The sequence below is a fragment of the Parapedobacter composti genome, assembly GCF_900112315.1.
Classification (GTDB): domain Bacteria; phylum Bacteroidota; class Bacteroidia; order Sphingobacteriales; family Sphingobacteriaceae; genus Parapedobacter; species Parapedobacter composti.
In genome coordinates this window covers 199,821-215,419 of the sequence record NZ_FOLL01000005.1, presented here as the reverse complement: position 1 = coordinate 215,419, position 15,599 = coordinate 199,821, and the positions used below count along the sequence as shown (strand labels likewise).

Here is a 15,599-nt window from a genome sequence, read left to right as displayed (position 1 = left end):
CAAGAACCCATGGAAATAGCTTACTATAAGGACAATGGCTGGAGTTGCCCCCCCCTAAAAACATATTTGATTATAATTCTTTTTTTAACACAAGGAATACCATTGTTGGCACAGCATACCTATTATGTTTCAGCGGCAGGTAATGACGTAAATTCCGGTCTAAGTGAGGCAGAACCTTGGCAAACCCTGGGTAAAGTCAATGGGGAAATGGCCAGTTTTCAGGCAGGTGACCAGATACTTTTTAAGCGGGGTGACACATTCCATGGATCATTGCTGATAACGCAGGATCAGCTGTCGTTCGGAGCATTTGGAGCAGGTAATAAGCCAGTTATTTCCGGAGGTGTGACGTTTAACTCCGGCTGGACATCCTTTATGGGCAACATATGGGAGAAAGTGCTCGTACAGGCACCCTCGGAGCTCAACAATCTTTATAGGGAAAACGACAGGCTCCCGGTGGGCAGATTTCCCAATAAAGATTCAATCGACGGGGGATTTCTACGGCTGGAATCATCTTCCGGTGTCACGCAGTTCACCGATAACGAACTAGGAAGTTCAATAGACTGGACCGGGGCCGATGTGGTGATAAGAGTGTCCGAATTCCGATATAATCGGGTAGAGGTAACAGACCATGTTGGAAATACGGTGTTTCTTGGGCCGGGGTTTGATGTTGCATCGCTACAACCCAATTCCGGATACTATCTTATCAACAGTATTAATGCATTGGATAGCGAAGGTGAATGGTGCTATAACCGGGCTACTGGAAAGATTTATTTATATTCTACTACTAATCCTAATGGTACGGAATTTACCTATCCGTTTGAAGAGGCCGTAATAGAAATAAACAGCGTTAGTGATATCAGTTTCAGTGATATCGCTGTAAAGTTCGGAAATCATTTTAATGTGAATGCTTATGGATCCGAAAATCTTTCACTCGATGAGGTAGAGATTTCAGCTGCAGGAGGAGAAGGGGTGAAGGCTGAGAACACAGCTGGTGTTCAAATAGCAGATTCCTATTTTGAGGAAGTCAATGTCCGGGCGGTATATGTTCGTAACGGTACCACCGGATTAGTCGTTCATGACAATGAGTTTTATAACATTGGAATGGATCCGGCATACGGGAAGGAGAAGGGCCTATTTTGCATATATAATGAATCAAATGGTGCTCAATTTCTACGGAATAAAATAACCCTAGTTGGCGGAGCCGGCATTGTCACAGGAGGTAAGAATCAACTCATAAAGAACAATTACCTGAAGGACGTAGTGATGCTTGTCGATGATATGGGCGGGATCTATACCAACAATAATTTGGGTGGCCTTACGACTCAGGGGTCAGTGATAGAATGGAATATTGTGGACAATGCCCGAGGACAGCCGGAAGGGAACCATTCAGGGCGGAACCGGGCGGTAGGTATTTATCTGGACAATGGCAGTAATAACGTGACGGTCAGGAATAACTCTGTATTTAATTGCGGTGCTACCGGTTATTTTCTGCACTGGATTACCGGGAACACCGTTTTTGAAAACAATACTGCATTTGGAGCCGGTTCCGCGGAAGCACATGTTGCTTTGCAGTCCGCTGATGTAAGTCTTGCGTTTAATGATAACATACTGGTATCCACGGATTCAAGCGGATCTCACAATATTTTATATTATACATCCACCGCACTTGATGTTGACGAGTCAGGGACATACACGGGCAACTTTATCGTAAACCCTTTAGTTGCTGAGAACATTTACATAAAAAACATAGATGGTAACCCTGACAGTTCAGCCATCTATAGTGTTAATCAGCTTGATATCAACAGGTCGGCATTTTCCGATTCTTCCCCGAGCCCGATTCGCGTTTCGGGAAACATGGAAGAAAACTTACTGTATTATTATAATGAGACTTTGCAGCCGAAAGCAACTATTCTACCACCTGGTAAATTTATTGATGCAAGGAATAATTATTATTGCGGCGAAGTGGATTTGGAACCTTTTTCCTCTGTAGTTTTATTTAAATATTCCGAAGCGTCCTGTGAGTCTCCTAACGTACCCGTTACCGTTCCCGATAGTCTTTCGGTTGACCAATTATCAGACATTTATTGCTCCCTCAGGTGGGATTCGGTAGCGGGAGCGATAAATTACGACCTACAGTTCAGAAATGTCAGTGATACGGGTTGGACTATTCTGAATAACATCCAGGATAATTCTTTTACCCTTATGGGGTTAGCTCCCATAAACGATTATGAATGTCAGGTACGTGCCAGCGGAATAGATTCAAACAGCAACTGGAGTAGCTCTTTGCTGTTTACAACCTTAATAGAGGCCGAATGTGAGGTTCCGGCAAATCTTGCAGTGAGGGAAAATCTGGCGACTAGTGCCTTGTTGTCTTGGGAAAAAGCAAGTGTTGTCAACTATTGCGATATACGATATAGGGCTTTGGGCAGTCCTAACTGGATTGAAGCGGATTCTATCGCAGAACCCTATTTTCAGCTTTCGGCGTTGGTGCCAGAAACACAATATGAATGGGAAATCAGAAGCATTTGCCAATATGGGATGTCTGACTGGCACCAAGGATCACAATTTACTACCTTGCAAGGGGCGGAAATTGATATCAGGGAGGCCAGTGAATCGAACCAATGGGTTACAAGGACTATAAGCAATAACGCTATCGGCTTTAATCCACACGCAAGTGTGATGCTTGTCGGGAGGAGCGGCGATGGCGTGTGTGGGAATGCCGTTTTTCCTTTTCAACTTCCCAATGGCTCAGCGATAGCCGATCTGAAGGAAGCCAGTTTCGGAATTTTATTGGATAATGTTTCACCGGTGGCCAGCTTTGCAGCCGATTTATGGGGGTTGTCTTATAGACCTACAAACTTAGTAAGTTTCGAAGATTATTATGACGGAAATTACTCAGGTACGAATCAGTCGTCTGCAACCAAAATTGAGAATAGTTTTATTGACCCCGTAGTTACAGCCAATGCATATCATGTTACAGTCACTAATGTAGAAGGTAGCCATACCTTAAAGCAGTTCATCACTTCCCAATATCAAAATGGTGCTATGGGAGGGGAGTGGATATTTTTACGAATTAGCCCCCGTCAGGCTACAATCACCGTACGGCATTGGGTGGACAGGGCTGAAGACAAAGAGGACGGTGTTCCCTATATCAAGCTAATATATTCATCAGATTCCACAAATCTCCCTATAGCAGCTTCACAATTATCCACTCATATCAATTCTGAAAACACTGTCACCCTGAATTGGGTTGATAACTCCCATAATGAAGCTGGGTTTATCATTGAACGGGCTACGAGCGTAGAAGAATTTCGGGCAATAGATACCTTAGCGCCGGATGTGGTTTCGTATGTAGATTCCAGTGCGGTTTCTGGCAATACGTATTGGTACCGTGTATTGTCCTTTAATGGGAATGGCGTTCAGGGGTATTCAAATGTCAGTAGAAGCCATATCCTGAAAATGCCTGAAACACCGGGAAACCTCACGGCTAAGCTGCACAGCGATAGCATTGTAAAACTTGCATGGGTTGACTTCTCTCTGGATGAAACCGGTTTCGTAATCGAAAGGAAACTGGATAGTTTGGAATTCCAGGTTATTGATACGGTTCAGGCGGATACTACGGAATACACGGATGTAATTAACCCACAATTAGGGGAGTATAGTTATCGGATCAAAGCAATAAATGAAAATGGAAGTTCCGGATATTCCAATGTTGCTATTCCTGTCGTCATTCATCCGATTCATTTTGTCAACGCGAATCTTAACAATGTTGTCCCTGGAACAGCTATTTCCACGCAATCCTCAAATGGCGATAATTTATGGCACTATCGGACAGCAACAAATGGTACCATTGATGGGAATTATATAGAGTCGCGGATGCAGGATGGGGACAATTGCCCGGACATCTCGGTTATTGAGGAGGGAATATTAGACAGCTTGAATACATATAACGTTTATTTGTATTACATCTCTCCTGCGTCCCAGAATTGGCGGATACTGGCCAGGCTCCCAGGCGATAGTACATATAAGGAGTATGGCCGAACCACTACGGGTACTGAGCTTTTGAATGATAACGATGGCATTCCCGACAGACTTTACAGGATTTTGATCGGAGAGGTAACGGGAACGGCCGACTTGCAGGTGGATATCTCCGATGATTTGCCCGGTTCCGTGATCAGGGCGGCTTTTGACGGAATCGGTTACCAGTTGAAAAGCGTGGGGCAACCGATGGAGCAGCAATCAATCACCTTCGCTATGCTGGATACCATGTTGTACGGCGATGGTCCGCTCGTGCTGACGGCCACGGCTACATCGGGATTGCCGGTATCGTATATGAGCAGCAATCCGGAGGTTGCTTCGGTAACCGGCGGTGTACTGACCGTCCACGCAACGGGTACCACGGCCATCACGGCCAACCAGGAGGGCAATGTTACCTACTATGCGGCCAACCCGGTAGCACGTGCACTGATCGTCAATGAGGAGATGCTTAATGCGGATACAGTGCAGCATAAAATGTACGGTTCGGCCGAACCGTCACCGGCCCCGCCCATACACGTGCACCGGGCGGTTTCACCCAACGGAGACGGCATCAACGAGTACTTGGTGATCGAGGCTATCGGCGGGTATCCGGAGAACAAGGTTACGGTTTTCAACCGGAATGGTACGGTGGTATATGAGGCCGGGGGCTACAACAACGGCACGGTGGCTTTCCGGGGTGTCGGCAACGGCCAGCGCCGGGTACCGGCGGGAACATACCTCTACGTGGCCGAGTTCAGAGTGAATGGGGAATGGAAGCATGAAAATGGGTGGTTTGTGCTACGGTATTGATCTTCTGATAGGAGTGTTGAAGCGGCAAAAAGCAAGGTGACAAATCAGGGAATCATGAAGCGGATGCGGTATGTAACAATGGTGATGGCGGGGTTGGTGATCTACGTCGGACTTCAGGCGCAGCAGCCATTGACGCATATCCAGCACGGTGAGCTGCGTGTTCCGCTGAACGCAGCGGCGAGCCTGATGAACCCACAGGGCGAAATAAGTTTGGTTGGACGCAGGCAGTGGGTCGGGCTGGACGGCGCCCCCTCCGTGTACTGGGGTAGCGGCCACTTCGGCCTACAGCGTATGGGGGCTGTCGCAGGGATAAACCTGCGGCACGAAGGCATGGCGGTAGAGAAGCTGACGGAGGCGAGCGTATTCTTTGCCAAGGGCATCCGCATATCGGAAAGCGAATACATCGGCCTTTCGCTCAGCGCAGGCTTCAGCTACATGGATGGTCGGTTCTCGCAGCTGGATCCCCAGGACCCGGCTTTCCGGGAGGATGTGAAGGAAACGGACGCACTGGTTGGCTTCGGGCTGATGCTCTACCGCCCGGAACGATATTATGTCGGCTTGTCGCTTCCACGGCTGATGCTGGGCAACCTGGGTGCGGGCGGCGGCGATAATCGCTATGATTTCCGAAACCTGTACCACCTGACCGCGGGCGCGCTGTTCAATCTGGGTATGGATTTCCAGTTCCGGCCGTCGCTGCTGGTTAGCTATTCCGAAAGCTTAAGGCCACAGGCAGAGGCGTCGGCGATATTTTTCGTCAAGCAGGTATTCGGGATCGGGTTGAATGCGCGGAGCTATGGGGAGCTGGCAGGTATCGCACAAGTCTATATCCAACGGTTCGGCATCGGTTATAGCTACCAATTCGGCATGCGTAACAGGGCGTTGAATCGCGGAATCAGCAACAATACGCATGAAATCGGATTAAGATACCGGTTCGGCGGTATAACGGGACTGCTGAATTAAAATAACAGTTAAATTATAAAGGAAGAACAATGAATAAAATGAATAAATACAAATACCTGACGTTGCTCATGGCTGTAATGGTGCCTGTTTTTTGCAATGCGCAGCAGATGGGCGAGATAGGGTTTGACAAGGAGGCCTATAGACTACCGGACGGCACTTCAATCGATTATTGGGAGGACCAGACAGACTATAAGCGCATAATACATGTTTCACAGCGGCATCCCCTGGCCAATGACAACAACGACGGTTCATCGGATAAGCCATTGTTAACCATCCAGCAAGCCGCGGATATTGCGATGCCCGGCGATTTGGTTTTGATAGGTGAGGGCATCTACCGCGAAACCGTCAGGCCGCAGCGCGGTGGGAGGTCTTCGAAGGAAATGATTTGTTACCGTGGTGTGGACAAAGCTACGGTTATCATCACCGGGAGCGAAATTTACGAAGGGGCATACCAGGTGTCCGAGGGATGGGTGCCGTATAGTTTCTGGTCGGGGGAGAAACGCAAGATCGATGCCATGGTCCTCTTCGATGAATCGCACGAACAACCGGACCTCCCCGCAAAAAAGGCATTCCCGGTACGCCATTCGGATTCAGACGATCTGTTCAAGCAAGCTGGTGCACAGGCCTACATGTTTAAATTGCCCCGGGAGAAATTCATTGGCACAAACCCATTCTCCATGGTCAACGGCCCCTTGATTCCCTGGGTTGGCAATGGTGCGTCCTTCATCTATAGGTGGGCAAAGACGGATACGCAAAAGAACCTGGCGTTGATGAGCCGGGGAATGCTTTTCTGTGACGGCAAGATGCTGAAGCAGGTACCCCAGTATGTGGATATGGCCGGTAATCCAGGGTCTTTCTTCGTGGAAGACGATGGATTGACGGTTCATGTCAGGTTGGCGGACGATTCCCACCCTGGGCAGCACCAGATCGAATACACGGCGCGGGAACAATGCTTCTCTCCGGAACACCGGTACAACGGCTATATAAAGATCGAAAACATCACGTTCCAGAAGGCAGGCAACGGTTTCCCCCCGCCGCAACGGGGCATCGTGTCCACGAATTGCGGCCACCATTTCATCATCAATAACTGCGTGATCGAAGACGCGAACGGCGTTGGGCTTGACATCGGGTTTGAACTTCCTTCCAGGTATTCCATGGCGGAGCGGGGTTATCACATCGTAGCGAACAGTGCGTTCAACAGGTGTGGCATAGCGGCCATCTGCGGCACGACAGGAAGTTCGGATATCGATTATTATGATTTCCAGCAAGACGCGATCCTGATATACAACAACAAACTGCGTGACAATTGCTGGCAGGACTTTAGCCAGCTCCATGAAAGCGCGACCATTAAGTTACACCATCTCCGAAGCAGCATGTTGGTCGGCAATTACATTGAGAACAATATGCATGGGCATGGCGGTATCTGGTTGGATGCGGCCAATGAGAATGTTTCGATCAATGAGAATGTTATCCATAAAAGCCTGGAAGGGGGGATATACATCGAAGCTTCCACGCATCTCAATGAGATTGCCAATAACGTGATCATCGATGTCAAGCAATTGGGAATACGCGGCAGCGAGTCAGACCATATCCGATGTTACCGCAACCTGATACTTGGCAGTGGCCTAGCGGGTATCCGGCTGGGCTATGGGGGCACGCGGTACTTTTTGGGACAAACCTTCACGGGCAAAGGGGTGGAGATCACGGAAAATATCATCAGCCAATCCCCGGTAGCGGTCTCCATTCCCATAAGCGAAGCCAAAGTGGACGGGAATGTCTATGGCGCATTCGAGTCGGACAATTACCTGGGCATCGGTAAGGAAAAGAAGGTCTACACGCTGGGGGATTGGCAACGCACGTTGGGATTGGACTCGCGGGGGATCCATGCGGACATTCGATATGGGTACAGCCCTGCAAACCATGCGCTGGAATTGCACATAGGCGACAAAACGTTTGATGTAGCCTTGGAAGGAAGCGTCAAGTCGGAAATCGACCGGATTATCGAGTCAATCGATCGCTATTGAACACATGACGAATATACGGAAACCGAGAGCGCAGATGTCAAAAAATTATAAATGGGAAGTACTGTTGCTGTTGTGGATCGCTTTTTTCGTGAATCAAGCCGATCGACAGGTCTTCAATGTCGTGCTTCCACTCGTCAAATCAGACCTGGGTTTATCCGATATCCAGATTGGTTGGATAGCCACGTTATTCAACCTGTTTTACGCGATACTCGTTCCGGTTGCAGGTTACTTCGCCGATATCTATAGTAAAAAGTGGATCATCGTCGGGAGTATCCTGTTTTGGAGCACTGCAACGATGTTTACGGGATTGAGCAATGGGGTCATGATGCTCATTATCATGAGAAGTCTGGCGACTGGTGGCGGCGAGGCCTTTTTCGGCCCAGCCAACTACACCTTGTTGGCGGCGTACCATAAAGATACCCGCTCATTTGCCATGTCCGTCCACCAGACCTCGTATTATGTGGGTATTATCCTAAGCGGTTTGATAGCCGCCTACATCGGCGAACGCTGGGGGTGGAGGAACGCCTTCTACATCTTCGGTGCGTTTGGCGTCATCCACGGGATTGTCATGGCTTTCCGGCTAAAGGATCGGAATGACGGCCAAGCGGCGGTAGGAAAAGGCGAAGTAACCTTCCTTGCGGGGTTGAAAGTGCTGTTTCAGACACCTACCGCGCTGATCCTCACCATCGCCTTCTCCGGCCTTATTTTTGTCCTTGTCGGTTACCTGACCTGGACTCCCACCTACCTATTCGAAGAGTTCGGGATGACGCTCACCTCGGCAGGTTTTCACTCCATGTTCTATACCCACTTGTTCGCCTTTGTCGGAATTCTGTCCGCTGGACCGATCTCGGATAGGTTGGCCAAGTACAGCCCGGGGAAGCGCCTCCTGCTACAGGCCATGGGGCTATTGTTTGCGGCCCCGTTTATCGTTTTGATGGGCAAGTCAACCGTGGTGTGGATCACGTACATCGGATTTGCGGGTTTCGGTTTTGGTAGGGCCTTTTTCGATGCCAATACCTACGCGGTCTTATATGACGTGATCCCGCGTAAATACCGGTCGACAGCTTCGGGAATGATGATGATGATCGGTTTTTCGGTAGGGGCCACCGCGCCGCTTGTATTGGGGTATTTAAAGCCGGTTATCGGACTGTCCACCGGGATTTCCTTGCTCAGCGTGGTTTGGTTGTTGTGCGGTGGCTTACTGCTGGTGGGATACAAGTATTTTTTTGCAAGGGACTATAGGAATATGCAACTCAAGGAAGTCAATCATATATGAGATTTGAAAATAAAGTAGTACTGGTAACCGGAGCGGTGGAGAACACCGGGTTCCACATCGCGTCGTTGTTCCTGAAAGAAGGAGCCCATGTGGTAATCAATGGCCCGGATGAGCGGTTGACGCAAAGCGCCGCCGAAAGACTAACACACTTGGGGTTACCGAACCATTTCCCTATCGTGGCGGATATTGCCGATGCGGAGCAGGTCAAGAGGATGTTTTCAACCATTGAAAGCCAATTCGGGCGCATCGATGTGCTGGTCAACAATGCAGCCCATCAAGGTATCGGTGATGGGTTTGGAGACATGGCCATCGACTTTTTCAAGGAAGTGATCCAGGTGAACCTGCTGGGTACCTTCATGGTATCGCAGCATGCGGTGAACCTGATGCTTGCAAAGCACACCAAGGGGGTGATCGTGAATATCGGCTCCAATGTTTCGACAAGGGCGATCCACAAACGGACTGCCTACATTGCAAGTAAGGGCGGGCTGGACGCATTGACCAACTCGATGGCCACCGATCTCGGGCCCAAAGGCATCCGGGTGAATATGGTTGCTCCGGGATACATCAACACGGATAGGTGGGAAAAGCAAACCATGGAGGCCGTCAATAGGAGGAGGCGGAACATACCGATTGGGAGGGAATCAACGGGCGTCGATATTGCCGAGGCCGTTGCATTCCTTGCGTCCGATACCGTCACATCACTGAACGGGGCAAGGTTGGTGGTCGATGGCGGATGTTCCGCGCAACACATGCCGGAAGATATTGATGTGTAAGGATATTCAGATCAAGACATTAAAGTAAACAAAAGGATAGTTATGAAGATAACCGGTATTAAAACGTTCCTTTGCCATGCCTATCGGACCAACTGGGTGTTCGTCAAGGTGATGACCGATCAGGACGGCCTGTATGGGCTAGGCGAAGCAACCCTCGAATACAAGGAGCAAACCGCAGCAATGGCCTGCAAAGAGCTGGAAAGGGTCATCAAGGGATGTGACCCGCATGCAATCGAAGCCGTGTGGCACAAGGTGTACAGGGATAGTTATTGGCGGGGCGGTCCAGTGCTCATGTCGGCGCTGTCCGCTATCGAAATGGCACTATGGGATATCAAAGGAAAGGATTTGGGTGTCCCGGTCTATCAACTCCTGGGCGGGAAGGTCAGGGATGCCGTTCCGTGTTATGCCAATGGCTGGTTTGCCCCGGCGAAGACGCCCGCGGAATTCGCGGAGAAAGCGGCGATCGCGGTCGATCAGGGATTTAAGGCAATCAAGTGGGATCCGTTCGGATCTTCCTATCTCCATATCGAGCGGGCGCAGTTGCAACAGGCAATGGCCTGCATAGGCGCGGTCAAAGAGGCAGTCGGGAATAGGGCCGATATCATCATCGAGGCACATGGCCGTTTTGATGTGCCTACGGCGGTGAGGATCGGGCACGCGCTTGCCGAATACGACGTATTGTGGTTCGAGGAGCCCATCCCTCCCCAAAACCTGGAGGGATTGGCCGAAGTGAAGAAAAGGATCAAAGTCCCGGTCTCGGGGGGCGAGCGCCTGTACAATAGGTGGGAGTTCAAAACGCTGTTCGAGATGAGGTCGGTCGATGTCGTGCAGCCAGACGTAAGCCATGCAGGTGGCATCATGGAACTGAAGAAAATTGCTGCCATGGCAGAGGCCCATCACATCCCTTTCTGTCCGCACAACCCCAGCGGCCCGGTGGCGAATGCAGCGACCTTGCAGCTTGCGGCCTGTGTTCCTAATTTTTACCTGCTCGAAACCATGAGCAGTGACGTTCCGTGGAGAAGCGAGATATGCAACGAGGAAATCCGCTTTGAAGACGGGGCCATGATTATCCCCGATAAACCGGGGTTGGGTATAGACATTGACGAGGAAGAAATCAGGAAGCATCCGTATGTTCCCAAGGAACTGCGGCATTATACCGGAGACCTGACCGATATCAGGCCGGAAAACGGAGTGAAATACTTTAACCAGAAAACATGAGGATAATGAAGAAGGCAAGTATCGTGGTTACGCTAACCACGTTATTATACAATGGTTACGCACAGACAGGCCAACCGGGAATTGAAAGCGACCTCCCCAAAGGCAAGAAATGGAAGTTGGTATGGCACGATGAGTTCGATGGCAACGAGTTGGATACCACGAAATGGGGATTCCGCCTGCACATCATGCAGACCAGGCATAGCACTTGGACGGACGATGCCTACGAACTGGATGGCGAGGGACGCCTACTGTTGAAATTGTACGAAAAGGACGGGCATTATTTCACGTCACAGCTCCAAACCGGAAGCAATTACATGGATAGGCCGGGAGACCAGTACGGTAAATCCAAGCTCACTTGGCCCATCGCCCAGTTGGAAACGCCAAAGTTTGTCCATCGGTACGGGTACTATGAAATACGTTGTAAACTTCCGACCCAGGAAGGCTGGTGGGCTGCATTCTGGTTGCAGTCTCCCATCATCGGTTCTTCCTTGGATCCATTGGAGGCCGGTGTGGAGATCGATATCATGGAGAATTTCCAACGGAAAGGCGGGATAAGCCAAAACCTGCATTGGAATGGATATGGAAAAGACCACCAACACATCGGTTCGGGGAACCTGGATCTCGATGCCAACGACGGGGAATTCCACACATACGGTGTGGACTGGAGCCCCAGTGGCTACGTCTTTTACATGGATGGGAAAGAGACCTGGCGGGTTCCCGGCCCCGTATCCCACAGGGAACAGTTTATCCTGATCTCTGCGGAGGCCAACGGGTATCGAAATGGGGCACCGGCAAGCATACTCAGAAAAGCGAACTTACCGGATTATTTCGTGGTGGACTATGTGCGCGTGTACGATGAAGTCAACTGATAGTCTAGGCATGAAAGCGTATAATCGAAGGGGGTGGCTGAGGACCGCGGCCACGGCAGGTATCGGCGCGGTGATTTCTTCAGCACTGACCACTTGTACACGGGGAGCCGACGGCAAGGTCAAGACGATCCTAGTCGTTTCCGGCTGGCAGGACGTGAATATCGGAGATATCGCCCACACGCCCGGTCTACTGAACGTGCTTCAGGTGTTCTTGCCTGATGCGAAAATCATCTTATGGAAAAAAAGCCATAGCGAAGCGGTAAAGGTGTTGCTGGAAACGAATTTTCCAGACGTGAAAATTATCTACGGGCATGTGAGCAAGGAAGGGGATGTAAATAGCCAGGAGGTGATTGAAGCCATGGATGCGGCAGATATCCTGATCCACGGTTCAGGGCCCTCTGTGGTAGGCAAAGACAACCTCCGTGCCTGGCTGAACCATACCGATAAGCCTTTCGGGATTTTCGGTGACACCATTGCGCATATCGACCCGGATCTCAAATCCATACTGGACATGGCGAAGTTCATCTTCACCCGTGAGACACGCTCGTTGAAAGTCATCGAAGAAAACCGCATTGCTGCAAAAAGGGTGATGTTCGGGCCCGATGCCACGTTTTATTTCAATCTAACGAATGGAGAGAGGGCCCAGCGTTTTTTGCATGACGCCGGTTTGGAAGGGCACGAATTCATCTGCGTGATCCCCCGTTTGCGATACACTCCTTATTATAAAATCAGACCAAATAATGGGGGATGGAGCGAGGAGAAGATTGCTGATGTGGAAGCACACAACGATAAATGGAAAGAGGTAGACCATTCCAAGCTCAGGGAGGTTATGATTGCCTGGGTGCGGGATAGCGGCGGAAAAGTGCTTGTTTGCCCAGAAATGACCTACCAGGTGGATATCATGGATGAATTGTTGATTGATCCGCTGCCGGAAGATGTGAAGCCAAATGTATTGAAGCGCGGCTATTGGTTGCCGGACGAAGCGGCTTCCATTTATTCTCGTGCCAAGGCTGTTTTCAGTTTTGAGTGCCACTCGCCGATCATCGCGCTCCATGCAGGCACGCCATCGTTTTACCTCCGCCAGCCCGAGGATACCATAAAGGGCCAAATGTATTATGATCTGGGCATGGATGATTGGGTGTTTGAAATGGATGGAACTGACGCCTGGCAACTAGTTAGCGAAGCAAGGAAGGTCTGGAACGACTATCCAGCTGCAAAAGCCGCAGTGGCTTCAGTCATGGATAGGGTAAACAAATTGTATGGACAATGTATCAAAGCTATTAAACAGGAACTGTATCAATGAAAAGGATTCTCTTTGGCTTTGATATTTTTAAAGAAAGTTAGCTCTTGCCGTTGAACCGCGCGCTTGCAAACAAGGAGGGCTTGTATCCTTATCGGGAGACGATAAGAATGCAGGGAACGTGTCTGCACCTTTCCGGACTATGCAAAGGGCTTTGGCGGATGCCGAATGTGTGCAAGACAGAATTAGGTTATGGCAATGGGTATTTCAGGGTATGCGAAGTAGAACCGGGCGATAAATTTAAAAATCCAGTAGTAACAATTTTCCTTAATAAATTATTAGCAAAGTGATCATTGATTTTCCCCGTATAAAGCCATGTACTAAATGGTTTATGATAAGTTTTATTGTTTTGGCTTTTACCCAAGTGGAAGCAATCACCAGCAATGACGACTTCTTAATCAGGGATGGGTTGCCCAATATTCGTTTGTCGTTGCAAAACAAAGACACCGTTCGCGTGGCGTATTTTGGTGGGAGCATTACAGCCCAGAAGGGTTGGAGGATCTATTCGCAGGAATGGCTTAAGGCCAAATATCCTCAATCTGAAATCGTTGAAATAGATGCCGCAATAGGTGGTTGCGGATCGGACTTCGGTGTATTTCGGCTGAAAGAGCATGCCCTTCGGTTTGATCCTGACCTGGTGTTTGTAGAATTCGCGGTAAATGATGGCGGAACGGAACCAGCAACAATAATAAAAGCTATGGAAGGTATCGTCCGGCAAATATGGGAGACTGATGCAACCACGGATATTTGTTTTGTATATACAATCGCTATGGATTTCCTGAAAGAATATCATGTCGGCAGTCTGCCACAATCTGTAGAAACCATGGAAAAAGTGGCGGCCCACTACGGAATTCCTTCCATGAATTTTGGCCCCGAGGTCATAAGGCAAATTGACGACGGAGTGCTTCAATTTAAAGGGAGAATTACCGGTAATGACCATGTTTCAGTGTTTAGTCCGGACGGAGTGCATCCCTATCCCGAAACAGGACACCGGATATATGAAAGCGTCTTCAAAAAATCATTTTCAAAGATTATCGACGCAAGTTCTGATGGAGAGATGATTCATGGTGTTGGAACTCCCTTAGATGAAAGGTATTATGGGAATACAAGAATGGTGAAATGGGATGAATGTGAAGGTACGGAAAAATGGGATAATATTGATGCTTCAAGCAACACGCACTTTAACGGTTTCGCCAAGTATTTCCGTACCATAGGGAATGCTGTACCCGGAGATTCAGTAGTATTTAGGTTTGTTGGTGATGCATTTGGCTTTTATGATTTAAAGACTCCCGACTCAGGAGTGCTTCTGTTAGAAATAGATGGCGTGCCCACAGATACCATTCCACGTTTCGACAAATACACGACATACAGGCGAATAAGTTATAAGTTAATTACGGGATTGGAACATAAGAGGCACACGGTTGTGCTTAGGGTATTGGACAAGAAATTGGATAAAAGGGCTATTCTTTCCGAGCTGGGTAATTCAATGCGAAATCCGCAGGAGTATGAAGGAAAAAACTGGTACTTGGCAAAATTAATGATAAACGGGACATTACTAGAAAATGAAAAATAGGAAATGTTTTATTGTGAGAACATAACCCTCTCTATAATAAATACAGAAGTAGTAGTTTGGAAGCAACCGTCATAGGGCTGACAGAACTGATAGCTAAGGGAATTCATACGGATGCGGAGAATTATGGAGGCCCTACGGTAGAAGGAATAGTTTTTATTGCTGCAACCGCGGATAATAAATTTAGAACGTATAATAAGATAATGGACGGCTGTTGTAGGGAAATCGGTCTTCCTGTACGTGGCTTTTGAATACCATCGGTTATCCCGGAATTTCAAGCCCAACACGCTCGTGCTGCGGTCCGGAGCGAACTATCAGCCGCATAACCCGCTAAACAATGAAACACCTTGAAAATTTTTTTAAAAATGCCCCTTAATTCCCCACCCAGGGTAAAATCCATGTTGAACTTGGCTTTATTATTTTTTCGATAACAAAAAATGAAGCCAATGAAAACGATTGATTTTGAAAAAGCAAGTTTCAAGGATTTTGAGAACATCCCCGGTATGGATGCATATGGCTGGGCGAAGTTGTGGGCAGCGTATGTAGAAGACCGGAATCGGGTAGGAAAATTCAATTACCGGCAGGAGAACCAATCGGGTTGCGGCCCGGAGATTGAATTGAATTTACCTGGCAATACGCATCGTTCGTTCGTGAGTCTAGTATCGAACGACTATTTGGGGTTTACGCAGCATCATTTGGTGAAGAAGGCAGCTGTCGCCGGGATTGAAAAGTATGGGTCCGGCGCCGGTGCGTCTCTTTAGACGTTCCGGTTACTCAAAGCC

The 15,599-nt window shown here is 48.9% G+C and carries 10 protein-coding genes; all 10 read left to right on the top strand.

What is annotated here, in order from left to right; genetic code table 11:
- Nucleotides 1-105: 105 nt before the first annotated feature.
- A complete protein-coding gene (locus BM030_RS08005) occupies nt 106-4,827 on the top strand; it encodes a T9SS type B sorting domain-containing protein (protein ID WP_211657552.1) in 4,722 nt (1,573 codons plus the stop codon).
- A gap of 54 nt (nt 4,828-4,881) precedes the next feature.
- Nucleotides 4,882-5,787, top strand: coding sequence for a PorP/SprF family type IX secretion system membrane protein (locus tag BM030_RS08000; RefSeq protein ID WP_090973002.1), 906 nt, complete (start codon nt 4,882-4,884; stop codon nt 5,785-5,787).
- Between the two features lie 29 nt (nt 5,788-5,816).
- Nucleotides 5,817-7,811 carry a right-handed parallel beta-helix repeat-containing protein gene (locus BM030_RS07995; protein WP_090973000.1) on the top strand — a complete coding sequence of 665 codons (1,995 nt, stop codon included), beginning with the start codon at nt 5,817-5,819 and terminating at the stop codon, nt 7,809-7,811.
- 34 nt (nt 7,812-7,845) lie between these two features.
- Complete coding sequence (locus BM030_RS07990; RefSeq protein WP_090973059.1) at nt 7,846-9,087, top strand: MFS transporter; 1,242 nt, start codon at nt 7,846-7,848, stop codon at nt 9,085-9,087.
- On the top strand, nt 9,084-9,860 hold the full coding sequence (locus BM030_RS07985; protein WP_090972998.1) for an SDR family NAD(P)-dependent oxidoreductase: 777 nt from the start codon (nt 9,084-9,086) through the stop codon (nt 9,858-9,860). Before BM030_RS07990 ends, BM030_RS07985 begins: the two co-directional genes overlap by 4 nt.
- Nucleotides 9,861-9,902: 42 nt before the next feature.
- Nucleotides 9,903-11,078 (top strand): galactonate dehydratase, encoded by a 1,176-nt coding sequence (gene dgoD, locus BM030_RS07980; RefSeq protein ID WP_090972996.1) that lies wholly within the window; start codon nt 9,903-9,905, stop codon nt 11,076-11,078.
- Nucleotides 11,079-11,083: 5 nt separating this feature from the next.
- Entirely contained in the window at nt 11,084-11,947 is an 864-nt protein-coding gene (locus tag BM030_RS07975; protein ID WP_170845659.1) for a glycoside hydrolase family 16 protein, read from the top strand.
- Between the two features lie 10 nt (nt 11,948-11,957).
- On the top strand, nt 11,958-13,250 hold the full coding sequence (locus BM030_RS07970) for a polysaccharide pyruvyl transferase family protein (RefSeq protein WP_090972992.1): 1,293 nt from the start codon (nt 11,958-11,960) through the stop codon (nt 13,248-13,250).
- A 328-nt stretch (nt 13,251-13,578) separates the two neighbouring features.
- On the top strand, nt 13,579-14,820 hold the full coding sequence (locus BM030_RS07965) for an SGNH/GDSL hydrolase family protein (RefSeq protein WP_090972990.1): 1,242 nt from the start codon (nt 13,579-13,581) through the stop codon (nt 14,818-14,820).
- Between the two features lie 443 nt (nt 14,821-15,263).
- A complete protein-coding gene (locus tag BM030_RS07955) occupies nt 15,264-15,578 on the top strand; it encodes a hypothetical protein (RefSeq protein ID WP_090972986.1) in 315 nt (104 codons plus the stop codon).
- The last annotated feature ends 21 nt before the right edge of the window (nt 15,579-15,599 follow it).